The sequence below is a fragment of the Stenotrophomonas sp. INTA L402-1 genome, from assembly GCF_059295135.1.
This window is the reverse complement of record NZ_JCAFWP010000001.1, coordinates 221,742-246,477: the sequence shown is the minus strand read 5'-3', so window position 1 is coordinate 246,477 and position 24,736 is coordinate 221,742. Positions and strand designations below refer to the sequence as shown.

Annotated in this window: 24 protein-coding genes; 17 read left to right on the top strand and 7 right to left on the bottom strand. The window is 66.0% G+C overall.

Translation table 11 applies throughout. The features are described 5' to 3' along the window. Positions 1-25 precede the first annotated feature (25 nt). Positions 26-526: a DoxX family protein gene (locus AC5O77_RS01090; RefSeq protein WP_478057334.1), complete on the bottom strand. Its 501-nt coding sequence runs from the start codon at positions 524-526 to the stop codon at positions 26-28. A gap of 239 nt (positions 527-765) precedes the next feature. Here AC5O77_RS01090 and AC5O77_RS01085 point away from each other — a divergent pair, with 239 nt between their 5' ends. Further along, positions 766-1,374, top strand: coding sequence for an FMN-dependent NADH-azoreductase (locus AC5O77_RS01085; protein WP_478057333.1), 609 nt, complete (start codon positions 766-768; stop codon positions 1,372-1,374). Between the two features lie 89 nt (positions 1,375-1,463). Here the strand turns inward: AC5O77_RS01085 and AC5O77_RS01080 are convergent, their stop codons facing one another. Next, positions 1,464-1,943 (bottom strand): GNAT family N-acetyltransferase, encoded by a 480-nt coding sequence (locus AC5O77_RS01080; RefSeq protein ID WP_478057332.1) that lies wholly within the window; start codon positions 1,941-1,943, stop codon positions 1,464-1,466. 133 nt (positions 1,944-2,076) lie between these two features. On the opposite strand from AC5O77_RS01080, the gene AC5O77_RS01075 reads away from it, so the two are divergent. Both AC5O77_RS01075 and AC5O77_RS01070 read left to right on the top strand, forming a co-directional pair. Beyond that, positions 2,077-4,272: an AsmA family protein gene (locus AC5O77_RS01075; RefSeq protein WP_494506331.1), complete on the top strand. Its 2,196-nt coding sequence runs from the start codon at positions 2,077-2,079 to the stop codon at positions 4,270-4,272. Positions 4,273-4,344: 72 nt separating this feature from the next. Next, a complete protein-coding gene (locus tag AC5O77_RS01070) occupies positions 4,345-4,830 on the top strand; it encodes a TspO/MBR family protein (protein ID WP_478057330.1) in 486 nt (161 codons plus the stop codon). A gap of 16 nt (positions 4,831-4,846) precedes the next feature. On the opposite strand, the gene AC5O77_RS01065 is transcribed toward AC5O77_RS01070, so the two are convergent. Beyond that, entirely contained in the window at positions 4,847-5,140 is a 294-nt protein-coding gene (locus AC5O77_RS01065; RefSeq protein ID WP_032127324.1) for a hypothetical protein, read from the bottom strand. A gap of 251 nt (positions 5,141-5,391) precedes the next feature. Here AC5O77_RS01065 and AC5O77_RS01060 point away from each other — a divergent pair, with 251 nt between their 5' ends. Genes AC5O77_RS01060 through AC5O77_RS01050 form a run of 3 tightly spaced genes read left to right on the top strand, consistent with a single transcriptional unit; the run spans position 5,392 to position 10,485 of the window. Then, on the top strand, positions 5,392-7,629 hold the full coding sequence (locus AC5O77_RS01060) for an ATP-binding protein (protein ID WP_494506330.1): 2,238 nt from the start codon (positions 5,392-5,394) through the stop codon (positions 7,627-7,629). Then, positions 7,626-8,093, top strand: coding sequence for a response regulator (locus AC5O77_RS01055; protein WP_478057328.1), 468 nt, complete (start codon positions 7,626-7,628; stop codon positions 8,091-8,093). The genes AC5O77_RS01060 and AC5O77_RS01055 overlap by 4 nt, the downstream gene beginning before the upstream one ends. Beyond that, positions 8,086-10,485, top strand: a complete 2,400-nt coding sequence (locus AC5O77_RS01050) for a response regulator (protein WP_494506329.1) — start codon at positions 8,086-8,088, stop codon at positions 10,483-10,485. The genes AC5O77_RS01055 and AC5O77_RS01050 overlap by 8 nt, the downstream gene beginning before the upstream one ends. A gap of 2 nt (positions 10,486-10,487) precedes the next feature. Here the strand turns inward: AC5O77_RS01050 and AC5O77_RS01045 are convergent, their stop codons facing one another. Genes AC5O77_RS01045 through AC5O77_RS01035 form a run of 3 tightly spaced genes read right to left on the bottom strand, consistent with a single transcriptional unit; the run spans position 10,488 to position 12,488 of the window. Continuing rightward, positions 10,488-11,183, bottom strand: coding sequence for an NAD-dependent epimerase/dehydratase family protein (locus AC5O77_RS01045; protein ID WP_478057326.1), 696 nt, complete (start codon positions 11,181-11,183; stop codon positions 10,488-10,490). Between the two features lie 10 nt (positions 11,184-11,193). Next, positions 11,194-11,868 carry a ChrR family anti-sigma-E factor gene (locus AC5O77_RS01040; RefSeq protein WP_478057325.1) on the bottom strand — a complete coding sequence of 225 codons (675 nt, stop codon included), beginning with the start codon at positions 11,866-11,868 and terminating at the stop codon, positions 11,194-11,196. After that, the gene (locus tag AC5O77_RS01035) at positions 11,865-12,488 is read right to left on the bottom strand and encodes a sigma-70 family RNA polymerase sigma factor (RefSeq protein ID WP_478057324.1); all 624 of its coding nucleotides are present in this window, start codon (positions 12,486-12,488) and stop codon (positions 11,865-11,867) included. Before AC5O77_RS01035 ends, AC5O77_RS01040 begins: the two co-directional genes overlap by 4 nt. A gap of 134 nt (positions 12,489-12,622) precedes the next feature. On the opposite strand from AC5O77_RS01035, the gene AC5O77_RS01030 reads away from it, so the two are divergent. The 11 genes from AC5O77_RS01030 to AC5O77_RS00980 all read left to right on the top strand — a co-directional run bounded on the left by AC5O77_RS01030 (position 12,623) and on the right by AC5O77_RS00980 (position 23,887). Further along, positions 12,623-13,390, top strand: coding sequence for a hypothetical protein (locus AC5O77_RS01030; protein ID WP_478057323.1), 768 nt, complete (start codon positions 12,623-12,625; stop codon positions 13,388-13,390). An 82-nt stretch (positions 13,391-13,472) separates the two neighbouring features. Further along, positions 13,473-14,423 carry an acyl-CoA desaturase gene (locus AC5O77_RS01025; protein WP_478057322.1) on the top strand — a complete coding sequence of 317 codons (951 nt, stop codon included), beginning with the start codon at positions 13,473-13,475 and terminating at the stop codon, positions 14,421-14,423. 1 nt (position 14,424) lies between these two features. Then, complete coding sequence (locus tag AC5O77_RS01020; RefSeq protein ID WP_478057321.1) at positions 14,425-15,702, top strand: NAD(P)/FAD-dependent oxidoreductase; 1,278 nt, start codon at positions 14,425-14,427, stop codon at positions 15,700-15,702. Next, positions 15,699-16,466 carry a DUF1365 domain-containing protein gene (locus AC5O77_RS01015; RefSeq protein ID WP_478057320.1) on the top strand — a complete coding sequence of 256 codons (768 nt, stop codon included), beginning with the start codon at positions 15,699-15,701 and terminating at the stop codon, positions 16,464-16,466. Before AC5O77_RS01020 ends, AC5O77_RS01015 begins: the two co-directional genes overlap by 4 nt. Then, positions 16,463-17,722: a class I SAM-dependent methyltransferase gene (locus AC5O77_RS01010; protein ID WP_494506328.1), complete on the top strand. Its 1,260-nt coding sequence runs from the start codon at positions 16,463-16,465 to the stop codon at positions 17,720-17,722. Before AC5O77_RS01015 ends, AC5O77_RS01010 begins: the two co-directional genes overlap by 4 nt. A gap of 1 nt (position 17,723) precedes the next feature. Then, the gene (locus tag AC5O77_RS01005) at positions 17,724-18,275 is read left to right on the top strand and encodes a DUF2878 domain-containing protein (protein ID WP_317216574.1); all 552 of its coding nucleotides are present in this window, start codon (positions 17,724-17,726) and stop codon (positions 18,273-18,275) included. After that, positions 18,272-19,057, top strand: coding sequence for a DUF1295 domain-containing protein (locus tag AC5O77_RS01000; protein ID WP_478057318.1), 786 nt, complete (start codon positions 18,272-18,274; stop codon positions 19,055-19,057). Before AC5O77_RS01005 ends, AC5O77_RS01000 begins: the two co-directional genes overlap by 4 nt. Further along, the gene (locus tag AC5O77_RS00995) at positions 19,054-20,127 is read left to right on the top strand and encodes an SAM-dependent methyltransferase (RefSeq protein ID WP_478057317.1); all 1,074 of its coding nucleotides are present in this window, start codon (positions 19,054-19,056) and stop codon (positions 20,125-20,127) included. Before AC5O77_RS01000 ends, AC5O77_RS00995 begins: the two co-directional genes overlap by 4 nt. 8 nt (positions 20,128-20,135) lie before the next feature. Beyond that, entirely contained in the window at positions 20,136-20,669 is a 534-nt protein-coding gene (locus AC5O77_RS00990; RefSeq protein WP_478057316.1) for a lipocalin family protein, read from the top strand. A gap of 150 nt (positions 20,670-20,819) precedes the next feature. Next, positions 20,820-21,566 (top strand): LuxR C-terminal-related transcriptional regulator, encoded by a 747-nt coding sequence (locus tag AC5O77_RS00985; RefSeq protein ID WP_478057315.1) that lies wholly within the window; start codon positions 20,820-20,822, stop codon positions 21,564-21,566. After that, positions 21,566-23,887, top strand: a complete 2,322-nt coding sequence (locus AC5O77_RS00980; RefSeq protein WP_478057314.1) for an ATP-binding protein — start codon at positions 21,566-21,568, stop codon at positions 23,885-23,887. Before AC5O77_RS00985 ends, AC5O77_RS00980 begins: the two co-directional genes overlap by 1 nt. Here AC5O77_RS00980 and AC5O77_RS00975 read toward each other — a convergent pair whose 3' ends face one another. After that, a complete protein-coding gene (locus tag AC5O77_RS00975) occupies positions 23,888-24,643 on the bottom strand; it encodes a SapC family protein (protein ID WP_164079840.1) in 756 nt (251 codons plus the stop codon). Between the last annotated feature and the right edge of the window lie 93 nt (positions 24,644-24,736).

Sequence of the window (24,736 nt, the reverse complement as noted above, 5' to 3'; positions counted from 1 at the left end):
CCGTGCTCGGCGCAGCACCCTGCCCTCATCGGGCCTTGCGCGCATCCAGGCTGAATCGGCCTGCGCCGTTGGCGACCAGCATCAGGAATGCACCAGCAATGGATACATTCTTGAGGAACATGATCATCTGCGTCTGGTCAGCGACGTTGTTGTGGAACAGGAAGGCGGTAGCCAGGGTGAAGCCCGCCAGCAGCACGGCGACGATCCGGGTCTGCCAGCCGGCAATGATCGCCAGCGCGCCACCGATCTCCGCTAGGATCACCAGCGGCAGCATCAGCGCGGGAACACCAACCGAGGCCATGTACCCCGCCGTGGCCTCGTAGGCGCTCAGCTTGCCGAATCCCGACAGCAGGAACAGTGCGACCAGCAGGAGGCGGCCGAACAGTTCGACTGCGCCCTGCAGGCGGGTGGAGGACGAGGCACCAAAGGTGGTTGTGGAATAAGAGGACATGTCTGCATTTCCTGGAGGCGTGTTGAAACAAGGTTGAAACAAGAGGGACGGTGGCAGCGGCAGGAACGACGACATCATCATTTCCAGCGGGACGCACTCTAGGTGCCCCTTCCATCGCCCACTAGCCGACCCAGGGGGAATTCACCCGTCCATTCATGGACGAATCCACCCGCAGTGGGATTGCCCCCATCCGTGGACGAATGAAATCCGCTGCGACCGGCTAGTGGGGCCCAATGCGCGGAAATAGAGTGCAGGCGTGGCCCATGGCAGTGCGTTCGCCGGGCCCGTCCTACCCCCCCACTACGAGAACCGCCATGAAGCTCCTGCATATTGATTCCAGCATCCTCGGCCAGCAGTCGGTCAGCCGCCAGCTCACCGCCCAGCTCATCGAAGCTGCCCGCAAGCAGCATGGCGACGTGAACGTGACCTACCGCGACCTCGCCCTGGCACCGGTCGACCACCTTGCTCCGCCCCACCTTGCCGCTGCCCAGGGCGCCCCCATCGAAGCCGATGCCCTGCAGCAGGACGTGGCGCTCGGTGCCAACGATCTGGAGTCCTTCCTGCAGGCGGATGTCGTCATCATCGGGGCACCGATGTACAACTTCAGCATTCCCAGCCAGCTCAAGGCCTGGATCGACCGCATTGCGATTGTCGACAAGACCTTCCGTTACACCGCACAGGGGCCGGAAGGCCTGGCGGGCGGCAAGCGGGTGCTTATCGCCTCCACCCGCGGCGGCATGTACGCCGGTGATGTGCCGGGTGCGGCCATGGACCATCACGAAACCTACCTGACCAGCCTGTTCGGCTTCCTCGGCGTCACCGACCTGCAGTTCATCCGGGCCGAAGGTCTGGCAATGGGCGACGATGCGCGTGCACAGGCACTGCGGCACGCCCAGCAGGACATCGAGCGCCTCTTCGCCTGATAGCTGTGCCGTCGGCGGTACACATCGCCACGGCATTTCAATCCCATTCCGCCCGACGCACCGAAGCCGATGGACAGCGATATCGCTGTCTACAGGAACCGGTGCATCACATATACATCAACCAACCCCAGCGACCGATGCCGGAACGCCTCCGGTAGCGTCCCGACCACGGCAAAGCCCAGCTTCCGGTACAGCTCAACCGCTGGCGCATTGGAACTGACCACGTAGTTGAACTGCATGGCCAGGAAGCCTTCCGATCTGGCTCGATCAAGACTGTGCTCCACCAGCGCCCGGCCAATGCCGCGACCTTGCACCCGGGGATCGACCACATAGGTAGCGCTGGCCACATGCGCGCCCAGGTCCGGGTAGTTGGCGCCCATCTTGTACATTCCGACCACGCGCCCTTCCAGAACGGCCACAAAGGCCGCCTGCACTCCGAACCAATGGCTCCGAAAGGTCCCGGCCTCGAAGGTGCCGGCGAACGGAAGCGCATCTTCCGTCGCAATGGCGGCCTGGAAGATCACCCACATGGTCTCGAAGTCGTCCGCGCTGGCGGGTCGGATTTCCATGCGGTTCCTCGCGGAGTGGCGTGATGCACAAGGCGGACACTAGCAGAATCCAGCAAGCGCCCCGCACGCGCTTCACGCGCCACCGCCATCGGTTCCGCAATAGTTGAGTGAATTCCAGCCGTTGGAACAGTACATGCCCCCTATTCCCGCGCGCATCCCGCTCCGGCTCCGCCAATGGCGCGTCGCTGGCTACATCCTGCTTGGCGTGTACGTTCTCTACCTGCTGGCCGGCAACATCTTCCTCAACACGCCCCTGTTCGACCAGGTCACCAACCGCAAGCCGCACAAGTTCGTGATGACGACCGGCCCGGCCATCACGCTGCTGCCGGGCCACGTCATTGCCTGGAACGTGCATATGCGCGGCCACGTCAACCACACCGTCTACGTACTGCACGCCGAGCGTGCCAGCGCCCGCTTGGCAGTCCTGCCCCTGTTCCGCCGCGAAGTGCGGGTTCCGCGATTGCAGGCCACTGGCGTGTCGGCCGAGATCAGTCGCGTCGAGGACGCCATTCCGTCACCGCCGCGCAGCGATCAGGGCTGGACCCTGCGCTTCGACGCCATCCACAGCGACAGCATCCGCAGCGCACGGCTCGGCAAGCTGCTGATCATCGGCAAGGGCCAAGGCACGGTTGGGTTCCTCAAGCAGCTGCGTGGCGGCCCGTCCGAACTGTTCGATTCCGATGTCTCGTTCAGCAAAGCAGACACCAGCTATGACGGCGTGCAGCTGCTGGGCGACATGAATCTGACTGCGCGTTTCAGCTATCCGCGCCACTATCGCGACCAGGCGCCCGGCCTGGCCAAGTTGAAGTTGCTGCATGCACAACTTGATGTGGACGCGCGCAGCCAGGGCCTGCGCATGGATACGGACGCCACAACGCCAAAGATCTCCAGCGCGCCCGTGCCCGGACGCCTGCAACTGGCAGTTCATATGATCGACGGCCAGCTGCAACCCGGTGACCACGCGCTGTGGCAGGTGCCGCTCTTCCTCGGCGATGGCGCGCCCAATCGCGGTGTGCTGGCCCTGCAGCTCAATGTGGCCAACGACCTGCGCCTGCAGGCCCGCCTGCCGCCGCGCCCGGATTCGGTCGCCGGCATCGATGCCGACCTGCACATCACCGGGCGCGAGATTCCGTTCCAGCACCCTGCCCAGCTGCTGGAGCGCAGCTCCGGTACCGTGCGTGCCGAATGGGTCTTCACCTCGCTCAACTGGATCCCTGCCCTGTTCGTGCGCAAGCCATGGCTGCAGCTCGACGGCGGCGGCACGCTGAAGGCCGATCTGCGCCTGCGCAGTGGCGAGCTGATCGAAGGCAGCACAGTGGATATTCCCTCGGCCGCAGCAGTGGCCGAAGTGGCCGGCGTGCGTCTGGCCGGCACCGCCAGCGCGCATGGCGAGCTGAAGGCAGGCAGCCCCAACCAGGCACAGCTGGCCATCCGGCTGCGCCGCTTCACCGCGCGCCCCGGCGATGCCCGGGACGTGCGGCTGTTCGACGGGCGTGACCTGGCCGTGGACCTCACCGGCGATGGCCGCCTGCAGGAACTACGCAAGGGCGTTCGTGCGCGGTTGCGTTTCAGCGACGCAACCATCCCTGACCTGGCCGCTTACAACCGCTACCTTGGCTCTCAACAGGTGCGCCTGCTGCGTGGCACCGGCAGCCTCAGCGGCGACGCCATGCTCGACACCGATGGCCGCGTCGGCCACGGCACCGCGCGCCTGCAGGGGCGCAACGCCAGCGCGAAGGTTGCAGGCCTGGACATGGGCGGCGATGTCGACGTGAACGCGACGCTTCGCCGCGGGGACTTCAACCAGCGCCATTTCGATCTGTCCGGTACCACCGTGGAGCTGCGCAATGTGCAGGTGGCGGGCACCGATTCCAACAGCGCGTGGAAGGGCCGTGCTGTGTTCAAGCGGGGCCGCATCGACGCGCAGTCCCCGTTCCAGGTGGACGCTACCGCCGATCTGACCCTGAGCGATGCACGCCCCTTGCTGGCCGTGTTCGCCAAGCGCACCGACTACCCGCGCTGGACGTTGTCGCTGCTCGACTCCGGCCAGGTCGATGCACAGGCCATGCTGCGCTGGCGCCCGGGCCATCTGCTCATCGACGGCCTGCACGCCGAAAATGATCGCCTGTCGGTACGTGCGCGGCTGGATCTTCTGGAGCAGCGCAAGCGTGGCGATCTCTACCTCCGCTGGGGGCTGCTGGGCGCTGGCATCGAACTCAATGGCGACCAGCGCCAGTGGCACCTGGCCAAGGCGCGCGAATGGTTCGATCAGCAGCCATCGCTGCTGCCGGCCAGCCAAGGCAGCAGCGTCGGGGGCACTTCAGACTGATCGCACCCGGCCTGCATCCATGCGCCGCTTCTGTTCGTATGCATGGATATAGGCATGAAGGAGCGGTACGGAATGAAGCGGCGTTCACAGGTTTTGGGTCTTCTGGGATGGGGCGTGGTCACTTTTGCGGCGGCGGGAGTCGGTGCGTGGGCATCCACATCCGCTGCCAACTTCTACGCTGCCCTCGCCCTGCCCACCTGGGCACCGCCTGCCAACGTGTTTGGCCCGGTATGGACCCTGCTCTACGCAATGATGGCCGTTGCGGCGTGGCTGGTCTGGCGCGAACGCGGCTGGCGCAACGCGCAACCGGCCCTGGTGCTCTATCTGGTGCAGCTGGCCGTCAATGCCCTCTGGAGCTGGCTGTTCTTCGGCTGGAAGCTGGGAGCGCTGGCCTTCGTCGACATCCTGGTACTGATCACGCTGGTCTGCGCAACGATCGTTGCCTTCGCACGCATCCATCGCGGTGCGGCGGTGATGCTGCTGCCTTATCTGGCCTGGATATCGTTCGCCTCGGCGCTGAACTTCGCGGTGTGGCGCGCCAATCCCGGGGTGCTGTGAGCCAGTATCAGTGCTCTCAGGCCTGTGCGACGCGTTGCGGCTGCCAGGCACGCAGCAATGCCGGCTTGAACGCCTGCTGGCCACAACCCGTGGGGCATCGCACCACCCGCGCGGCGGTGTGGCTGACCAGTCCCTGCCCCTCTTCCGCCTTGAACACCGTCTCGCAGCACAGGCAGCGCGCAACCAGCGAGTACAGGTGGAGCAGGCGCCCACTGGCCGGATCCTGCAGGGCATCCACATCCAGCAGCTCAAACTGGCAGCTGTCGGCAAGCATGCGGTATGGCGTTGAAGGCAAGGTCTGCAGGTTCACGGGCGTGGTCACTCAGGAATGTGCGTTCACCCTAGGCAAGTCGGTGTCGAGCGCGCGTGCAGCGCACATGTACCTTTCGCGAAACATGCAAGTGCTGTTGGAATGGTCAGATGAAGAATTCAGGTTTGAATGAAACGCTCTTCACGCGCACGTGCTGGTAGGCGAATGCACGATTTTGCTTCACCATCCATGCATGCCGGATGCGACGCTGGGCCTTTCCAGCCATCCACGAATCATGAGTCCCGCCCTTGATGCCTTCTGCTGAGTCCACGCACGACACCGCCCAGTCCCGTTGTGCGCGCGAACCGATTCATACGCCCGGTGCCATCCAGCCATATGGCGTGCTTCTGGTAGTGGAGCCTCAGTCACTGCGGGTGCGTGAGCGCGCCATCAGCCAGCCGGGGTTGCTGAAGCAGTTCGGCGAACCGTTGATGCAGCACGTCAGCGAGGTACTGGGCGGCGTGCTGGCGCCCTTCCAGGCGCTGTTCCAGCAGGCCACGGTGGGCAGCAGCGCCCATGTAGGCGCTGTGCACCTGGACGGCCACGGGCGGCATCAGCTGCTGGTGCATCGCTCCGCCAGCGATCTGCTGATCGAGCTGGAGGCGCCGGTTCCCGGCCAACCGGGTTCGCTGGAAGAACTGTATCCGTCGATCCGCGAACTGATGACCGGCATCGAATCGGCTACCACCGTGGAAGATCTGTGCCAGCTGGCGGCCGCGCACATGCGCCGGCTGACCGGCTTCGACCGGACCCTGGTCTACCAGTTCGATGCAGGCTGGAACGGCATCGTAGTCGCCGAGGATGGCAACGGCCTGTTGCCGTCCTACCTGGACCTGCGCTTCCCCGAGTCGGACATTCCGGCCCAGGCCCGCGAGCTGTACCGGCGCAACCGGGTGCGCCTGATCGCGGACAACAGCTATACCCCTACCCCTCTGATGCGGGCCGAGGACCATCGCGACGCGGCGGCTACCGACCTGAGCCTGGCCGTGCTGCGCAGCGTTTCGCCCGTGCACCTGCAGTACATGCGCAACATGGGCACCGGCGCGTCGATGTCGGTGTCGCTGGTGCACGAGGGCCAGCTGTGGGGCCTGGTGTCCTGCCACACGGTGCAGCCGCGCCGCCTGCCCTGTCACGTGCGCACCGCCTGTGAATTCATGGGCCAGATCCTGTCGCTGCAAATCGCGCTGAAGGAGCGTGCACGCGCCATCGAAGAACGCGTGGCGCGCCGCTCGGTGCTGGTCAAGCTGCTGGCACGCATGGCCGGCGACGAGGATTTCATGGCTGCGCTGCGCCACGATGAAGCCAGCCTGCTGTCGCTGACCGGTGCCGCAGGCGCCGCCATTGTGCACAAGGGCGACTGCATGCGTGTGGGCCAGTGCCCGCCCGCGACCGACGTGCTGGCCCTGGCCGATTGGCTGGCCGCACAGCAGGCCGGGCAGGAAACGTACTGCAGTGACCATCTGGCAGCCGACTGGGTGCCCGGCGCGCGCCTGGCCGACGTGGCCAGCGGCGTACTGGCGGTGTCCATTTCGCAGCTGCACGACAGCTATCTGATGTGGTTCCGCCCGGAAGTGGTGCACACCGTGCGCTGGGGGGGCGACCCACGCAAAGCGGCGGCGCCCGGCGTGGCACTGTCCCCGCGCAGTTCATTCGAAGCATGGAAAGAGACCGTGCAGCAGCGCAGCCTGCCGTGGAACGACGCCGACCGCGATGCCGCGCACGAGATGCGCACGGCCATCGTCGACATCGTGCTGCGCAAGGCCGAGGAAATGGCTGAGCTCAACGAGCAGCTGGTCCGCAGCAACAAGGAACTCGAAGCGTTTTCCTACTCCGTAAGCCATGACCTGCGCGCGCCATTCCGCCATATCGTCGGTTACTCGGAACTGCTGGGCAGCTCGGCCGGCGAACGCCTCAACGATACCGAGCGCCGCTTCCTGGATACGATCGTGGAGTCGGCCAAATCTGCCGGAACGTTGGTGGACGACCTGCTGAGCTTTTCGCAGATGGGCCGCTCTACGCTGGGCCGGGCGCGGCTGGATATGGCCGCGCTGGCCGAGGATGTGCGCCGGAGCCTGGTCCTGGACTACAGCGGCCGCGACGTGCAGTGGACGCTTGCGCCGTTGCCGGAGGTCGAAGCCGACCCGACGATGCTGCGCCTGGTCTGGCAGAACCTGCTGGCCAACGCGATCAAGTTCACCCGCGAGCGCGAGCAGGCGGTCATCGAGGTCGGTCACCAGCGAAACGACGACGAAGACCACTTCTTCGTGCGCGACAACGGCTGTGGCTTCGACATGCGCTACGTGGACAAGCTGTTCGGCGTATTCCAGCGCCTGCACCACGTCGAGGAATTCGAAGGCACCGGCATTGGCCTGGCCAACGTGCGCCGCATCGTCGGCCGCCACGGCGGCAGGACCTGGGCCGAGGGCGAACCTGGCAAGGGCGCCACGATCCACTTCACCCTACCCCGTTCCACAGGAGATCACCCATGAGGGACCTGCGGCCGATCCTCTTGGTAGAGGACAGCCCCAAGGATGCAGAGCTGACGCTGGCGGCGCTGTCGCGTTGCCAGTTGCTGAACGATGTCATCCATGTACGTGACGGCGCCGAAGCGCTGGATTACCTGCGCTGCGAAGGCAAATTCGCCGGCGCCAACCACGGCGGCCCGGTGGTGGTGCTGCTGGACCTGAAGCTGCCCAAGGTGAATGGCCTGGAAGTGCTGGAGCAGGTCCGTGGCGATTCGAACCTGAGCAGCACGCCAGTGGTGATGCTGACCTCCTCCCGCGAAGAGCAGGATCTGGTGCGCAGTTACGAACTGGGCGTGAACGCATTCGTGGTCAAACCAGTGGACTTCAAGGAGTTCTTCGACGCCATCCAGGGGCTCGGCATGTTCTGGGGCATCACCAACCAGCCCCCGCCGCATCGGCCCAGCGGCTCGGGGCAGCACAATGCGTGATGGATCGCGCCGCAGCGAGCGCCTGCGCATCCTCATGCTGGAGGACAGCGCGCTTGATGCGGAGCTGATCAGCGCACAGCTGCAGCGTGCCGGCCTCGATTTCGAGGCCGAGCGCCTGTGGACCCGCAATGCATTCATCGAGGCCATCGACAACCGCCCGTTCGACGTCATCCTCGCCGATCATGTGCTGCCCGGATTCGACGGCGATGCGGCCCTTGCGCTGGCACGCGAGCGGATTCCGCAGACCCCTTTCATCTTCGTCTCCGGCACGCTGACCGAAGAACTGGCGGTGCAGGCGCTGACCCGCGGCGCGCGCGACTACGTGGTCAAGCAGCGCCTGCAGCGCCTGCCGGATGCGATCCGTCGTGCGCGGCAGGAGGCCCATGAACGCACCCAGCTTGTGCAGGCGCAGGCCGCACTGAACGACAGCCAGGCGCAGTTGCAGCAGGTAACCAATGCCGTCCCTGCGCTGATCGCCCAGCTCGACACGGCGCATCGCTACCGCTTCGCGAACAAGGCGTTCCTGGACTGGCACGGCGTCAGCCTGGCCGAACTGCTGGGTCGCGCGGCACGGGATGTCAGCGGCATTTCCGCCTTCGAGCACGCCCTGCCCAGCCTGGAGCGGGTACTGCAGGGCGAGCGCACCAGCTTCCAGGTCGAACTGGTCCACCGCAGCGGCGAATCACGATTCGTGCAGATGGACTGCGTACCGGAACATGCGGCCGATGGCAGCGTGGTCGGCTACATCTGCATGGGCAGCGATGTTTCACTGTTGAAGCAGGCCGAACTGGCGCTGCGCGAGGACAACCAGGTTCTCGAGCGACAAGTGCAGGCACGCACCGCCGAGTTGCGGGCCAGCAAGCGGCGCCTGCAGGCGATCTTCGAATCCAGCTTCCAGCATCAGGTGCTGCTGGATCTGTCCGGACGCGTGGTTGATGCCAATGACGCGTCACTGGCCGCGGTGCTTGCGGACAAGAAGGACACTGTTGGCGCGCGCTTCGGCGAATCGCTCTGGTTTGCCACAACCGATGGCATCAGTGCGCTGATCGACCAGGCCGTCGCCGCAGCCGTACAGGGCCGCAGTTCGCTGCATGCACTGGAACTGGAACTCCCGACCGGGCGGCGCAGCTTCGACTTCTCGTTCCGCCCGCTGCTGGATACCGAAGGCGTGGTCACCGCCGTGGTCTCCGAGGCGGTGGAAACCACCGCGCGGCTACAAGCAGAACACGCGCTGCGCCAGTCACAGAAGATCGAGGCGGTCGGCCAGCTCACCGGCGGCATCGCCCATGATTTCAACAACATCCTGACGGTCATCTCCGGCAACGTCGAGCACGCCATGCTGCTCAACGAACGCGCCGGAGAACCCGGGGCAATGGTCAGCCGTGCACTGGACAATGCACTGAAAGGCGTCGGCCGTGCCGCCAGCCTGACCCAGCGCCTGCTGGCGTTTGCCCGTCGCCAGCCGCTGCACAGCCAGGCCGCCAACCTCAACGAACGCCTGCTGGACATGCACGACATGCTGCAGCGTGCACTGGGTGAGCTGGTGCAGCTGGAGATCCGCAACGCCGAGGACATCTGGTGCGTGGAGATCGACATCAGCCAGCTGGAGGCCTCCGTACTGAACCTGGCGGTCAATGCCCGCGATGCGATGCCGCATGGCGGCCGGCTGGTGATCGAAGTCGACAACAGCCACCTCGACCACGACTACGCCGCCCTGTTTCCCGATGCAACGCCAGGCGAGTACGTGATGTTGCGGGTGCGCGACAATGGCCACGGCATGGACGCAGCGACCCTGGCGCGCGTGTTCGAGCCGTTCTTCACCACCAAGCAGGTTGGCCGCGGCACCGGGCTTGGCCTGTCCATGGTGCATGGCTTCGTCAAGCAGTCCGGTGGCCACGTGCTGATCGACTCGGTGGAAGGCGGCGGTACCAGCATCACCATGATGTTCCCGCGCTCTCCGCTGTCCCTGCCCTGCGAAGCACGCACCCCACAGACCGGCCTGGCGGGTTACTCACCGCGCGAGGAAACCATTCTGGTGGCCGAGGACAATGACGATGTCCGCGCCCACACGGTGGATGCGCTGCGGCTGCTCGGCTACCGCGTGCTGGAAGCCCACGACGGACCCTCCGCACTGCGGCTGCTGGAACGCCCCGACACCAAGGTGGACCTGCTGTTCTCGGACGTGGTGATGCCCGGCATGTCGGGCTGGGAACTGGTGCACGAAGTCCGTGAACGCTGGCCGGAAGTCGCCGTCCTGTTCACGTCGGGCTATCCACGCGACCACGACCAGGTGGGCAGCCAGGGACGCGCCGTTTCATTGCTGCCAAAGCCATTTACCCGCAGTGATCTTGCAGCGGCGGTGCGCACCGCGCTGGAGGCGACGCCGCACTGAGGTCAGGACGCCGGATCGCGCATGCCAGCGGCGATCCGGTTGATGTCCGCGCACTCCACGGTGGCCGGCGGATGCTCCCTGGCGGCCAGCGCAATCATCGCCTGGCCCAGGGCCAGATTGCTGGTCATCAACGAAGGCGCAATCGCACCGGCCAGCTTCATCAACGGCGCGCCGCCCCAGTACAAGGGCTTCAACAGGGCATGACGGGTGCCGGTTCCCGCGACCGGCCTGACGCCACCCGGGCGCAGCATCACCGAGCGCACCGGCAGGGCCTGCAAAGCAACTTCGGTCTCGCCCTTGACCCTCAGCGGCATCAGCCGGCTCTGAGGGTCTGCACCCGCACCGGATACATACAGAAAGCGTCCCTCGGGATTCGCGGCCGCCCAGGCACGGGCCACCGCCAGTGTGGTGTCCACGGTAACGCGTCTGTACTCAGGCTCGGCGGTGCCGACCGGTGGCGCACCGGCGCAGTAGAGGCATGCATCGAACCCGGCAAGCTCCTCCACCCGCTCCTGGATACGCAGAAAGTCCGGGACAATCAGCTCGCTGCCGGTGCCGCTCAGACTGCCGGGGTGGCGGACCAGCGCGGTCAGGCCGGAGACCTGCTGTGAGCGCTGGCAGGCCAGCACCACACCCTGCCCGACCAGGCCTGCGGCACCGGTCAACAGAATCCGCAATGCACCCGTCCCGACCTTCATCGCACCCGCCTCAGAGTTTCACAAAACGCTGGATCTTCCGCGCCAGCCAACCGCTGAACACCAACGGCGCATCCAACGCAGACACGCAGATGCACGGCACACCCGGCGCGGTCACCGGCTGGTGCTCCACCTCCTCGTCCAGATCCGCAACGTCACCCGGCGCGAACAGCCCCAGCGCGTCGTTGTAGGAACCGCGCAGGATCTGGGTCAGCTCGCTGCGGCCATGGCTGTGCATGGGCAGGCACTTGCCGGGGGCGATCTTCAGCATGATCAGCGAGGGCATCTGCTCGGCCCGGATGCAGTGCACCCCCGGCGCCATCCAACGCCAGCGCAGGTCACCCAGCGAGGTGCCAAAGTAGGGATGCAGTGACGCCGGCAGATGATCGGGATCAGCCTCGGGCCGCTCCTTCGGCATAGGGCGTAGGGATTCCGCCATGGCCATCGGCGTTTCCGTGACCAGCTGCATCAGCATGGCCTCGCGCAACTGTTCGCGCCGCGTGTCGTTTGCAGGCGGCTGGGTCTGCTCCAGCAGTACCGAACCGATCGCCTCAGCATCGCGCAGGCGCTGACGGCAATGCGGGCACTGCTCCAGATGGGCACCGGCCACGATGCTCAACGGCGCCGGCAGCGCACCGGCGGCATAGCTCATCAGCGTGGATTCGTGCAGGTGGTGGTGCGGATTCACGGCACACCTCCCACTTTCGCCTGCAGTTGCAGGAAGGCACGGCGCAGGTGCGATTTGACCGTCCCCAGCGGCATGCCCAGCGCTTCGGCGATTTCGCTGTGGCTCTTGGCTTCGAAATAGGACATCCGCACCAGCCGTGCCTGCACCGCAGGCAGCTCGTTGATGCGCTGGCGCAGACGCGCCTGGTCGGCGAACTGCTCGGCGCTGCTGCGCTCGATCACATCCAGCGTCGCCGCGTCCTCCACTGCGGCCTGCACCTGCATCCAGCTGCGCTCACGGCGCACTCGATCGATATGCAGGTTGCGGGCGATGCGATACAGCCACGTACTCAGCGCCCCCTGTGCCGGATCGAAATCGGCGGCCCGCAGCCATAGGCGCAACAGGCATTCCTGCGCCAGCTCCTCGGCTACGGCATCGGGTGCGCCCAGGCCGCGCAGGTACACGCACAGCCGCGGCATGAAGTAGTCGTAGATCCGCATGAAACAATCGCGGTCGCGCAGCCGCGCCACGCCGTCCATGTCACCGGCCCAGTTCGTCGGCTCGCTGCTGGGCTGCTGGGAACTGGACACGGTGCGTGCGGTATCGAAGTTGAGGAGTGTGCTGGCGGCGTCAGGGTACATCTGCGTTCGCGGCGGGCAGGTGAAGGTCTTCCTCTGTACGCGCAGGGGCAGCCATTGGATGCAGTCGGCACTGCGCATCCAACCGGGCGCCCCCGCCGTATGACCTGAGAGACCTCCGCTTCCGGATGAACACCATGCGCACTGCCTGGCTGCTGTTGTGCCTGCCCCACGCCGCGCTGGCGGCACCCTGGCTGCGAAATGAGGGTGTGGCCACCTCCGCGCAGGGCGACATCCTCTACCGTGAAGTGCACTGGCGGCGCGAGGCAACGGAGGGTGCCGAGCGCTGGGTGCTGTACCAGTGCCCGGATGGCCAGCCCTTCGCCCGCAAGCATCTGCCCGCCAGCGCCCGCCCGCAGGCACGGAGCTATTCGCTGCAGGACCGCCGCAGCGGCCAGACCGCCGAAGTCGACGCCACTGGCGACTCGGTGTCGATTGCCTGGAAGGAAGATGCCGCCAGCCAGCCGCATCAGCGCCGGCTTGAACTGCCGCCGGACGCGGTGATCGATGCAGGGTTCGACGCCGCGGTGCGCCTGCACTGGCCGGCGCTGCTGCGCGGCGAACGCATCAGTCTGCCCTTTCTGGTGCCGGGTCGGCAGCGCTACTTCCCGGTGCAGGTGCGGCGCATCGGTCCGGTACGTTGGCAGGGTGTTGATGGCCAGTCGATCGACGTCAGTCTGGACACCTGGTACGGCGGCATCGCCCCGCGTCTGTCACTGGTCTATGCCAACACCGACCGCCGCCTGCTGGAATTCCGCGGTACCAGCAACCTGCGCGATGCACGCGGCACTTATCCGCAGGTGACGGTGCGCTTCAGCTCGCCTGCTGCCGAGCAGACTACCGCGGAATGGCGGCAGGCCTGGACGCATCCTCTGGTCGACCGCTGCGCCGTGACGCCCAGGTGAAGTCGAGATTCTTCGCGTCGCAGCGCATCCATTGCACGCGCTGCTGCGTACAGGTAGACACGACACCCGCCGAGATCCCCCAATGGCCTCTGTAGCGCCCCTCCCCCGTCGACGCTCGCGCCTGCTGCGTACGCTGCAGCGCTGGATCGACACCGGCAACGTCGCAGAGACCACCGGCGAACAGCCCGGCCACATCGACTGGTTGCGCGCCGTGCCATTCGCACTGATGCACCTGGCCTGCATCGCTGTGCTCTGGGTCGGAATCTCGTGGACAGCGGTGATCGTCGCCGCAGCGCTCTATGCGGTGCGCATGTTCGCCATCACGGCGTTCTATCACCGCTATTTCTCGCACCGGACCTTCCATGCATCGCGAACGGTGCAGTTCGTGTTCGCTGTCATCGGCGCCTCCAGCGTGCAGCGTGGGCCGCTCTGGTGGGCCGCCCATCATCGCCACCACCATCGGCATGCCGACCAGCCGCTGGATCCGCACTCGCCACGCGAGGGCGGCTTCTGGCGCAGCCACATGGGTTGGTTCCTGACCCGCGAGGCGTTCGCCACCGATCTGTCACGGGTACCGGACCTGGCGCGCTTCCCCGAGCTGCGCTGGCTGGACCGCTTCGATACGGCAGTGCCGGTACTGCTGGCCGCAGCACTGTACGCACTGGGTGCCGCGCTGGAGCGATGGGCGCCAGTGCTGCACACCACGGGCCCGCAGTTGCTGGTGTGGGGCTTCTTCATTTCCACCGTGGTGCTGTTCCATGCCACCGTCACCATCAATTCGCTGGCGCATCGATTCGGCCGCCGCCGTTTCGACACACGCGATGACAGCCGCAACAACCTCTGGCTGGCGCTGCTCACCTTCGGCGAAGGCTGGCACAACAACCATCACTTCTTCCCCGGCACTGTCCGCCAGGGCTTCCGCTGGTGGGAAGTGGATTTGACCTGGTACGGACTGCGCGCGATGGCGGCCCTGGGCCTGGTCAAAGGTCTCAAGCCCATCCCCGAGTGGGTCCTGGCCAAGGCGAGGTACTGACATGCGCATCGCCGTCATCGGCTCGGGTATCTCGGGGCTGTCCAGTGCCTGGTGGCTCGATGGCCAACACGACGTCACGCTGTTCGAGGCCAACGACTACCTCGGTGGCCATACCCACACGCACGACGTGCATGTGGATGGCGTGCGCATGGCGGTGGATACCGGGTTCATCGTGTTCAATCCCCAGCACTATCCGCTGCTGACCGCGCTCTTCGACGAGCTGGGTGTGGCTTCGCAGCCGACCACGATGAGCTTCTCGATGCACAGCGAGCGCAGCGGCGTGGAGTACAACGCCACCTCGCTGGATGGCCTGTTCTGCCAGCGCCGCAATCTGGTGTCACCTCGATTCTGGGGCATGCTGGCCGACCTGCGCCGGTTCTATCGGGATGCACCGTTGCTGCTGGCCGAGGAAGACGGCCCCACGCTCGGCGAGTACCTGCGCAGCCAGCGCTATGGCGAGGCCTTCATCGACGAGCACCTGCTGCCGATGGCCTCGGCACTGTGGTCCTCACCGACCGCCACCGTGCAGGACTTCCCGGCGCGCTATCTGGCCCAGTTCATGGCCAACCACCAGATGCTGCAGATGACCGGGCGCCCGAGCTGGCGGGTGGTCAGCGGGGGATCGGCGCGCTACGTGGATACGCTGCGCCGCCGCTGGCGGGTGCATGAGCGGCTGCAATGCCCGGTCAGGATGGTCGAACGCACGCCCTGGGGTGCACGCGTGCACAGCGCGGCCGGCGCGGAGGCCTTCGACGAAGTGATCCTGGCCTGCCACAGCGACCAGGCGCTGGCGTTGCTGGCCGACGCCGATGCCATCGAGCGTGAGGTCCTCGGCGCCATCCGCTATCAATCCAACGAGGCCGTACTGCATACCGATGCCTCGTTGCTGCCGCGCAACCGCAAGGCGTGGGCGGCATGGAACGCGCACGTGCCAGAGGATCGCGCCGCGCCCTGCACGGTCAGCTATTGCATGAACCTGCTGCAGGGCCTGCCCGGCGATACGCCCCTGGTGGTTACCCTCAACCGCAGCGAGGCAATCGACCCGGCCAAAGTACTGCGTACGCTGCGCTATGCCCACCCGGTGCACGACCACGCCGCGGTGCGGGCACAGCAGCGCTGGGCGGAACTGCAGGGCCGTCGCCATACGTGGTTCGCAGGCGCCTATTGGGGCTGGGGCTTCCATGAGGATGGCATCCGCAGCGCCCGCCGCGTGGTCGATGCCCTGCAGGCCTGCGCTCCACATCGGCTGGCATCCGGCGCGGATGAGGTGGCGGCATGAGTGCCAGCGCGCTCTACATCGGGCAGGTGATGCATCGCCGGCATCATCCGCACCCGCATGCCTTCCGTTACCCCATCGCCCAGCTGCTGCTCGATCTGGACGAACTCGATACGGCGTTCGACGGGCGCTGGTTGTGGTCGGTCAATCGCCGCAACCTGGCCGAGTTCCGCCGCAGCGACTACTTCGGCGATCCCGCACGGCCCCTGGCCGATGCCATCCGCGATCACGCTGCCCACACTCTTGGCTACCGGCCGACCGGCCCTGTGCGCCTGCTCACCCATCTTCGCTTTGCCGGGCACGTGTTCAACCCGGTCAGTTTCTACTACTGCTACCAGGCCGACGGCAGCACGCTGGACTGCATTGTCGCCGAGATCACCAACACGCCCTGGAAGGAACGGCACGCCTATGTGCTGCCGGTCGCTACCGCCACGCACGAAGGCAGCTCACTGCGTTGGCAGTTCGACAAGTGCTTCCATGTCTCGCCGTTCATGCCGATGGACTGCGGCTACGACTGGCGGTTCAATCGCCCCGACCAGGACCTGCGCGTGCACATGCAGGTCTGGCGGGACGGCGTGCGCCAGTTTGATGCCACCCAGGCCATGCAGCGGCGTGCCTTGGATGGCCGCGGGCTGGCCCGGGTCCTGGCCTGCTATCCCCTGATGACCACCCAGGTGGTGGCCGCCATTCACTGGCACGCACTGCGGCTGTGGTTGAAACGCAACCCGGTGCACGACCACCCCACTCTTACCGAGAAACCGCGATGAACTCGATGACTCCCTGGGTTGCCCTGCCGCGCCCCGGCGCCTTGGACGCGTTCCTGCGCCGCCGCCTGCTGGCCCAGCTGGCCCCGATGCGCGACGGTCGGCTGTGCGTGCGCGATGCACTCGGCGAGGTCTGGCTGGGCGACGCCCGCGGTGAACTGCATGTCACCGTCACCATCGATGACCCGGCGTTCTATCGCAAGGTTGCTGCGCAAGGCAGCGTGGGCGCAGGTGAAAGCTACATCCAGGGCGAGTGGCACTGCGATGATCTGGTGGCACTGATCCGGCTGCTGGTGCGCAATCGCGATCTGCTCGACGGCATGGAGCGTGGCCCGGCCCGCTTGGGTGGGGGGATGCTGCGGGTCTGGAACCGCCTGCGCCGCAACAGCCGTGAAGGCAGCCGCCGCAATATCGCCGCGCACTATGACCTGGGCAACGACTTCTTTGCCCTGTTCCTGTCGCCGGACCTGATGTACTCGTCGGCGATGTTCGACAGCGAATCCGAGTCATTGGAATCCGCCTCGCGGCGCAAGCTGGACCGCATCTGCCAGCAGCTGCAACTCAAGCCAGGCGACCGTGTGGTGGAGATCGGCACCGGCTGGGGCGGTTTCGCGGTACACGCCGCCCAGCACTATGGCTGCCATGTGACCACCACCACCATCTCCGCGGAACAGCATGCACTGGCCGCCCAACGCGTAGAGGCGGCGGGCCTGCAGGATCAGATCACGCTGCTGATGCAGGACTACCGCGACCTGCAGGGCCAGTTCGACAAGCTGGTATCGATCGAGATGATCGAAGCGATCGGCGCCGAGTACCTGGACACCTACATGGCTACACTGCAACGCCTGCTCAAGCCGGATGGCGTTGCCCTGCTGCAGGCCATCACCATCGAGGACCATCGCTACGAACAGGCCCGGCGCAGCGTCGACTACATCAAGCGCTATGTATTTCCGGGCAGCTTCATCCCATCGATCAACGCGATCATGGCCGCCAAGACCCGATCCAGCGACCTGCAGCTGATCGCCCAGCAGGACTTCGGCCACTCCTACGCACTGACCCTGCGCGCCTGGCGCCAGCGCTTCCTGGCCCAGCTGCCTGCGGTGCAGGCGCAGGGCTTTGATGCGTGCTTCTGCCGGTTGTGGGAGTTCTATCTGGCCTATTGCGAGGGCGGCTTCCTGGAACGTTCGATCGGCGTCTCGCATCTGCTGCTGGCCCGTCCGGACCACCGGCCCGTCCTTGCTGCGGGCGACAGCCGCTGACATGCGCCGGTTCTGGACCAATCTGCTTGGCAACCAGCTGGTCTGGCTGTGTGCCGTGGCCGGCGCCGGCGCAGGGCGAGGCTGGCAGTGGCCGGCGCTGCTGGCCGCAACGATCTATATCGGCAGCCAGCTGCTGACTTCACCGCACCCTCGACTGGACCTTCGGCTGATGCTGCTGGCGCTGGCCTGCGCGTGGCTGGTCGACGCCAGTGCCGCCGCCAGCGGCGCCGTGCGCTACGCTGCTGCCCCGCTGGGCTGGACTCCGCCCCTTTGGATCATGGCGTTGTGGGCCGCGTTTGCGATGACGCTGACCACTTCGATGCGCTTCCTGCTGCGCCACCCTGCCCTGCCAGCCCTGTTTGGCCTGTTGCTGGCCCCGCTGGCGTATCTCTCCGCAGCGCGCGGTTTCGAGGCGGTCCGTTTCACTGCGCCGCTGTGGCAGGGCCTGCTGGTGCTGGGTGTGGGCTGGAGCATCGCGCTTTCGCTGCTGTGCATGGCCGCTCGTCGCGGCTCCCGCACCCTCCCGCCGCCCTTGGCAGGAGCACCGTCATGATCAATCTGTGGTGGGTCCTGCTGTATGCCGTACTTGTGATGAGCTGGGGTTGGGCCTGGCAGCGCCGCCACGACAACATCGGCGTGGTCGATGTGCTCTGGGCCAAGGGCGTGGGCGCATCAGCCCTGTTGCTGGCGTGGCTCGGCGATGGTGCGGCGGCGCCACGGATGGCGCTCGGCGTGCTCGGTGGCCTGTGGGGCAGTCGACTCGCCTTGCACCTGTGGCACCGGGTCCGCCACGAACAGGAAGACAGCCGCTACCGTTATCTGCGCGAGCACTGGCAAGGGCATCAAGGCAAGATCTTCGGCTTCTTCATGGCCCAGGCGCTGCTGGTCGTGCTGTTCGCCCTGCCCTTCGTCGCGGTGGCGGCCAATCCGCAGACAAGCATGACGTTGTGGATCGTGGCCGCCGCACTTGTCTGGCTGCTGAGCGTCGGCGGCGAGAGCCTGGCCGACCATCAACTGGCCCGGTTCCGCGCGAATCCAGCGAACAAGGGCCGCACCTGCCGCGATGGGCTGTGGCGCTACTCCCGCCACCCCAACTACTTCTTCGAATGGCTGCACTGGTTCAGCTACGTCCTTCTCGCGGTCGGCTCGCCACTGTGGTGGCTGGCCTGGGCCGGCCCGCTGCTGATGTACGTGTTCCTGCGCTATCTCAGCGGCATTCCCTTCACTGAAAAGCAAGCACTGCGCAGCCGAGGCGACGACTACCGCGCCTACCAGCGCACTACATCGATGTTCTTTCCCTGGTTCCCCCGTTCTTCCAAGGAGCATTCCGCATGAGCGCGATCCCTTCACTGAATCCGGCCGAAGATGCGGAAACCGGGCTGATCGCCTGGGCCGAACGTGGGCTGGTGCCCGATGCGGCGCTGCGTGCGGGCATCCGCCGCTTGTGCGCGCAACGCCTGCATGAGGAAAGCGAAGGCGGCATCGAAGGCCAATCGGCACGCTTCAGCCAGCGCATCGCCGAGCTGGCCGACAGCCCACTCGCGCTGCATACCGAAGCGGCCAACCGCCAGCACTACGAAGTTCCCGCGGCATTCTTCCAGGCCTGCCTGGGCAAGCGGCTGAAGTACAGCAGCTGCTACTACGCCACCGGGCGCGAAACGCTGGACCAGGCCGAGGACGCCATGCTGGAACTGTACGGCCAGCGCGCCGGACTGGCCGATGGCCAGCAGATACTTGAGCTGGGCTGCGGCTGGGGCTCATTGACCCTGTGGATGGCCGAACGTTACCCGCAGGCGCATATCACCGCCGTCTCCAACTCGCACAGCCAACGCCAGTACATCATGGCGCAGTGCCAGGCGCGCGGCCTGGGCAACGTCGAGGTGATGACCCGCGACGTCAACCAGCTTGACCTGCCGACGGCCCGGTTCGACCGCTGTATCTCGGTGGAGATGTTCGAGCACGTACGCAACTACCAGCGCCTGCTGGCAGGCATCGCACGGTGGCTGAAACCGGACGGTGCACTGTTCGTGCACATCTTCGCCCATCGCGCACTGATGTATCCGTTCGAGACAGACGGCGGCGACAACTGGATGGGTCGCCACTTCTTTACCGGCGGACTGATGCCGGCGGCCGACACACTGCTGCATTTCCAGCGCGACCTGCGCCTGGAGCAACGGTGGTTGCTGGACGGCACCCATTACCAGCGCACGGCCGACCACTGGCTGGCCAAGCAGGATGCAGCCCGCGAGCGGGTAATGCCGGTGTTGATCGCCACCTATGGCCAGGCTGCAGCGAAGGTCTGGTGGCAGCGCTGGCGGATGTTCTGGATGGCATGCGCCGAGCTGTTCGGCTACGACGACGGCCAGCAGTGGCTGGTGGCCCACTATCTGTTCCGACCCCGCTGAGGTGCCCGATGCGCATGTTTCCGCTGCTCCCCCTGATCGCGGTCGGCCTGTTCGGTTCCGGCTGCAGCTCCAGCGACACCCGCCCGTTGCCGCGTCCGCCGTCGGTGGATGTACCGCGCTTCATGGGCGACTGGTACGTGATCGCGCATATCCCGTCGCGCCCTGAGCGCGAGGCCTTCGACGCCGTGGAGAGCTATGCCCTGCGCCCCGATGGACGCATCCAGACCACCTTCACTTACCGCAAAGGCAGCTTCGACGCGCCACAGAAGTCGATGCACCCCGTCGGCCGTGTCGAGAAGGAAGGCAACGGCGCGATCTGGGGCATGCAGTTCATCTGGCCGATCCAGGCCGAATACATCATCGCCTGGCTCGATGAAAGCTACCACCAGACCATCGTGGCACGAAGCAAGCGCGATTACGTCTGGTACATGGCCCGCACCCCGCAGGTGTCGGACAGTGACTACCAGCAGGCGGTCGAGCGGATTGCGGCCATGGGTTACGACACCCACAAGCTGAGGCGGGTGCCGCAGTCGGTGCGATGACGCGGAGCCTTCTCCTCGGGTAGATCTTCCTGAAGCATCAGTGGTTAATCAATCTCAATGTCTACATGGAGCCCGGCTACCGGCTTCGAGACCCCGAAGCGCGTGATTGGGGACTGACGATCCACCTCATCAATCGGTGGCATTAGATTGATGGGCTTTACGCATCGATTCTTAGGAATAATCGCAAAATTCCAACAAGTTCGATGCTCGACGCGACAGCGGCGCCAGAATGATCGCCACGCCCTGCGGGCGCCGATCACCTCCCTGCGCATGAATGGATATCCTGCACCGCGCCGACTGCGGCTGGCACTCCTCGACGATCACGAAATCGTCCGCCGCGGCACCGCCCTGCACCTGTCCCGCGACGTCCGCTTCAGCATTGTCGCCAGCCACGCCCGCAGCGATGAGCTCATCGGCAGCCTGCGCCAGTTGGCAGTGGATGTCGCCATCATCGATCTCATCCTGGCGCCTGGCGACCGCAGCAGTGATGAGCTGGCTCCCCTGCTGCGCGAGTGCTTTCCACATGTTCCCCTGCTCGCCTTCGCCACGCTGACGCCATCCACCCGCATCGACCACCTGCTGGCGACCGGCATCTCCGGCGTAGTCAGCAAGTCCGAGCCCCTGGAGATGCTGTCTGATGCCATCGTGCGCATCTCGCAGGGGCTGTGCCGCCTCCCTGCCGATTGCCTGTTTCCGGCGTGCCGCGAGGAACTAAGCCGCAATGAACGCGAAGTACTGGACCTGCTCCTGGCCGGCCTGACTGTCTCGGAGATCGCGCTGCGCCGCCACCGCAGCGTCAAGACGGTCAGTACCCAGAAGGTCGCGGCCCTGCGCAAGCTCGGGTTGCGCAATGACGTGGAGATCTATGCACTGCGGCAGCAGCTGGAGCTCCAGTGATGGGGTGCGTTCGCCTCCGCCTACGCACGTCGTGCACGTTGTTGCTGGTCCTGATCCTGCTGCCGGCTGCATCGGCCGAGGATGCACAGCTGCAGAGATGGTCCGCCGGCCGCGAAGTGCGGGTCGCCACCGCACCATCACTGCGCCCGCTTCCCCCAACGCTGGCAGATTCAAGTGCGCTGCCCACCCTCGCCCACGGCTATGCCAGGCTTGTGGCTCGGCATTCGGGCCTGCGCTTCCGCGATCTCACCTACGCCAGCACGAGCGCAGCGGTCGCTGCCGTCTGCCGTCACGAAGCCGACCTGGTGCTGGTCATGGGCAGCCCCTCGCATCACCCGCTTCCCTGCCGCTACCTGATGGCCTCCGGCGCCTTCCATGGCGGCAAGACGGTATTGGCTGTGCGTAAAGGCGAGCACCCGCCCCGTGACATTACCGGCGTGAGAGCGCAGGTGCTGGCTGTAGTTGAAGGCGGTCCCTATGCCGACTGGCTGACGATCCACCACCCCCGGATCCGCCTCCTGCATCTCCCCGACCGCCATGCGGCCCTGGCCGCTGTTGAAAGCGGCAACGCCGATGCTGCGATCGGCCTGGAAGCAACGCTGCACTCGATGATCCGGCAGCATTTCACGGGAAACCTGCAATTGCACCCGTTCGACAGCGAATTCTCTACCGATCTGCACCTGCTTGTCCGCCGGGAGGACCAGCAGCTGCTGGCGCGCATCGATCAGGCGCTGCGCGCCATCACCCTCGAAGAGCACGCAGGCCTGCTGGAGTTGTGGGCGCAGCAGATGCTGCCCACATCCATCGAGAGCGCACTGGACCGGGTGCGCCCCCCGCTCCAGCTCTGGCTGCTGTGCCTGGCCGCGGCACTCATCGGCCTGCCCGTGCTCTGGCAGGCGTTACGCTGGCGAATCGGCCGCGCGGAACAACGCCTCGGGCGCGCGGCGGGGATGATCAGCCATGAAGTGCGCAATTCCGCGCAGACAGTACTGGCTTCAATCGACCTGCTGAGCCAGTCACACCTGCCCAAGGGGCAGCGCGAACTGCTCGCGGCAGCCCTTGCCGCCGGCCACTCGCTGCGCAGGCTGCTCGATCGCTCGCTGGCGTTCTCGCGCCTTGCCAGCGGCAGCTTCAGGCCGCATCCCACGCCCTGCGACGTCGGCCAACTCTGTGCCCGTGCACTGGAAGCAATCCGGCCGGAGGCACTGCGGAGAGGGCTGTCACTCCAGTTGGATCGCGCGCCCGATCCAGCGCCGGCGGTTGTGCTCGATGCTGATGGACTGCGCCAGATTGTCGACAACCTGCTGGGCAATGCACTGAAATTCACCGATGTCGGCGGTATCGAGGTGCGCCTGCAACTACAACCCGCCCTGTCTCCCCGGGAGCTGTTGCTGGATGTGATCGACAGCGGCATCGGCATCGCACCCGCCCAACTGGCGCTTCTGTTCCGACCATTCCAGCAGAACGAGGATGGCCAGAGACGTGGCGGCAGCGGGCTGGGCCTGACGATTGCGCACGAACTGGCCGTTGCCATGGGCGGCAACCTGACCGCACACAGCGTGCATGGGCGCGGCAGCCGCTTCACCCTGCGATTGCCGGTCCGCGCCGTTCACGGCGATCAGCCGCCCATCGAGCCGCTGCAACAGACGCCACTGACGGGCATCGACCTGCTCCTTGTCGAAGATCATGCACTCAGCCGGCATGTCGTCGCAGAGCAACTGCGTCGGCTGGGCGCCGACGTACGCGCGGTTGCCGATGCCGACGCCGCATTGGCCGAGTATGCGCTACGACCGCGCGGCACGGTCGTACTGGATATCGGGCTTCGCGGCTCGGATGGCTATGCACTGGCGCAGCAGCTGCGCGCGCAGGCACAGGCACCTCTGCGAGTGATTGCCCTGTCCGCCCGCATGGGGCGCCGGCACGCGGCACGCTGCCGAAGGGCCGGCTTCGACGCCATCCTGATCAAGCCGCTGCAGGTTGCGAGCCTGCTGCAGGCGCTGGACCTGCCGCCCTCGGCGCACGGCACTGCGCCCGATGACACCCCTCGCGCCGCGCCGGATTACGCTGCGGACATTGCCCATGAGCTGGCCAGGATTGAACAGGCCGTGCAGGACGCCGATGCCTCGACACTGCGCCATCATGCACACCGGCTGCAGGGAACGCTGCAGATGTGCCGGGCAACGGATCAGGCCGGCACGGCGGCCGACCTGTGGGAACTGGGGCATGAAGCCGCGCCTGACTGGGTCGAGGCGCGGCGACTGCTGCGGGGATTGCAGCAGTGGCACGGCTCCCGCAAGGCGGAAGCCGCACCATCGACCTGATCAGGCCGCCAGGCGCTCGACCTGGCGACGGGTAAGGTCATTGAAGCGACCCAGCGACATCAGGTGCTGGTGGATCAGCGCCAGCCAGCCGCTGCGGTGCCACTCGACCACGGTCGTTTCCGGCAGCGCCACGAACTTCTCGACGTCCACCACCAGGAAGCCGTTGAGATTGAACTCGCGGCCATCCGGAGTGCGGACGGTGGCGTTGCGCTCGACCAGCAGGCCGTTGTCGATCAGCGCCTTGGAGAAGGCCTGGGTCTGTTCGTGCTCGCGGGTGTACTGGCCGCAGAACTCCAACGCCTGCTGCACCATGTCGGTGGCCTTGCCATCAACGAACAGCGGCTGGCCTTCGTCACCGCCCTTGACCACGCGCGCGCTCTCTTCGTCGATGCCCAGCAGGAAGTCGTTGTCTGCACCGGTGTCGATGAAGATGAAGGGGTGGCGACGCAGGTAGGCCGGGATATAGGCCTCATCCTCCCACAGGCCGTCCTTGATGAACAGGTTCTGGTCGGACACGCCCACGGCAGCCATCGGCACGGCGGTCGGGCCGGCAAACAGGATCGGGAAGTGATGCAGGGCCAGCGAGAACTCGCCCAGCACCAGCGGAATGGCGTTGTTGCCGGCGGCAAACTCGAGCCTGCCCGGCAGGATGCGCAGATCGGCATGCACATCGGCCTGCAGCGGCACCGGACGGGTGTAGAACAGGGGGGCGCTGCTCGGCGCCGCTTCGGTGGTGGTGTCGCTGGTGGTCGTCATCTTGGGAACCGTTCGATCATGCGCGCCTGCCATCCCGGGCGCGCCAGCGGGAACAACCTGAATCCCGCATTATCAACAAGCTCGATGACAACG

Coding starts and splice junctions, on each gene's coding strand:
- AC5O77_RS01090 (WP_478057334.1), bottom strand. CDS start 526: ATGTCGTCGTTCCTGCCGCTGCCACCGTCCCTCTTGTTTCAACCTTGT.
- AC5O77_RS01085 (WP_478057333.1), top strand. CDS start 766: ATGAAGCTCCTGCATATTGATTCCAGCATCCTCGGCCAGCAGTCGGTC.
- AC5O77_RS01080 (WP_478057332.1), bottom strand. CDS start 1,943: ATGGAAATCCGACCCGCCAGCGCGGACGACTTCGAGACCATGTGGGTG.
- AC5O77_RS01075 (WP_494506331.1), top strand. CDS start 2,077: ATGCCCCCTATTCCCGCGCGCATCCCGCTCCGGCTCCGCCAATGGCGC.
- AC5O77_RS01070 (WP_478057330.1), top strand. CDS start 4,345: ATGAAGCGGCGTTCACAGGTTTTGGGTCTTCTGGGATGGGGCGTGGTC.
- AC5O77_RS01060 (WP_494506330.1), top strand. CDS start 5,392: ATGCCTTCTGCTGAGTCCACGCACGACACCGCCCAGTCCCGTTGTGCG.
- AC5O77_RS01055 (WP_478057328.1), top strand. CDS start 7,626: ATGAGGGACCTGCGGCCGATCCTCTTGGTAGAGGACAGCCCCAAGGAT.
- AC5O77_RS01050 (WP_494506329.1), top strand. CDS start 8,086: ATGCGTGATGGATCGCGCCGCAGCGAGCGCCTGCGCATCCTCATGCTG.
- AC5O77_RS01045 (WP_478057326.1), bottom strand. CDS start 11,183: ATGAAGGTCGGGACGGGTGCATTGCGGATTCTGTTGACCGGTGCCGCA.
- AC5O77_RS01035 (WP_478057324.1), bottom strand. CDS start 12,488: ATGTACCCTGACGCCGCCAGCACACTCCTCAACTTCGATACCGCACGC.
- AC5O77_RS01030 (WP_478057323.1), top strand. CDS start 12,623: ATGCGCACTGCCTGGCTGCTGTTGTGCCTGCCCCACGCCGCGCTGGCG.
- AC5O77_RS01025 (WP_478057322.1), top strand. CDS start 13,473: ATGGCCTCTGTAGCGCCCCTCCCCCGTCGACGCTCGCGCCTGCTGCGT.
- AC5O77_RS01020 (WP_478057321.1), top strand. CDS start 14,425: ATGCGCATCGCCGTCATCGGCTCGGGTATCTCGGGGCTGTCCAGTGCC.
- AC5O77_RS01015 (WP_478057320.1), top strand. CDS start 15,699: ATGAGTGCCAGCGCGCTCTACATCGGGCAGGTGATGCATCGCCGGCAT.
- AC5O77_RS01010 (WP_494506328.1), top strand. CDS start 16,463: ATGAACTCGATGACTCCCTGGGTTGCCCTGCCGCGCCCCGGCGCCTTG.
- AC5O77_RS01005 (WP_317216574.1), top strand. CDS start 17,724: ATGCGCCGGTTCTGGACCAATCTGCTTGGCAACCAGCTGGTCTGGCTG.
- AC5O77_RS01000 (WP_478057318.1), top strand. CDS start 18,272: ATGATCAATCTGTGGTGGGTCCTGCTGTATGCCGTACTTGTGATGAGC.
- AC5O77_RS00995 (WP_478057317.1), top strand. CDS start 19,054: ATGAGCGCGATCCCTTCACTGAATCCGGCCGAAGATGCGGAAACCGGG.
- AC5O77_RS00990 (WP_478057316.1), top strand. CDS start 20,136: ATGCGCATGTTTCCGCTGCTCCCCCTGATCGCGGTCGGCCTGTTCGGT.
- AC5O77_RS00985 (WP_478057315.1), top strand. CDS start 20,820: ATGGGCTTTACGCATCGATTCTTAGGAATAATCGCAAAATTCCAACAA.
- AC5O77_RS00980 (WP_478057314.1), top strand. CDS start 21,566: ATGGGGTGCGTTCGCCTCCGCCTACGCACGTCGTGCACGTTGTTGCTG.
- AC5O77_RS00975 (WP_164079840.1), bottom strand. CDS start 24,643: ATGACGACCACCAGCGACACCACCACCGAAGCGGCGCCGAGCAGCGCC.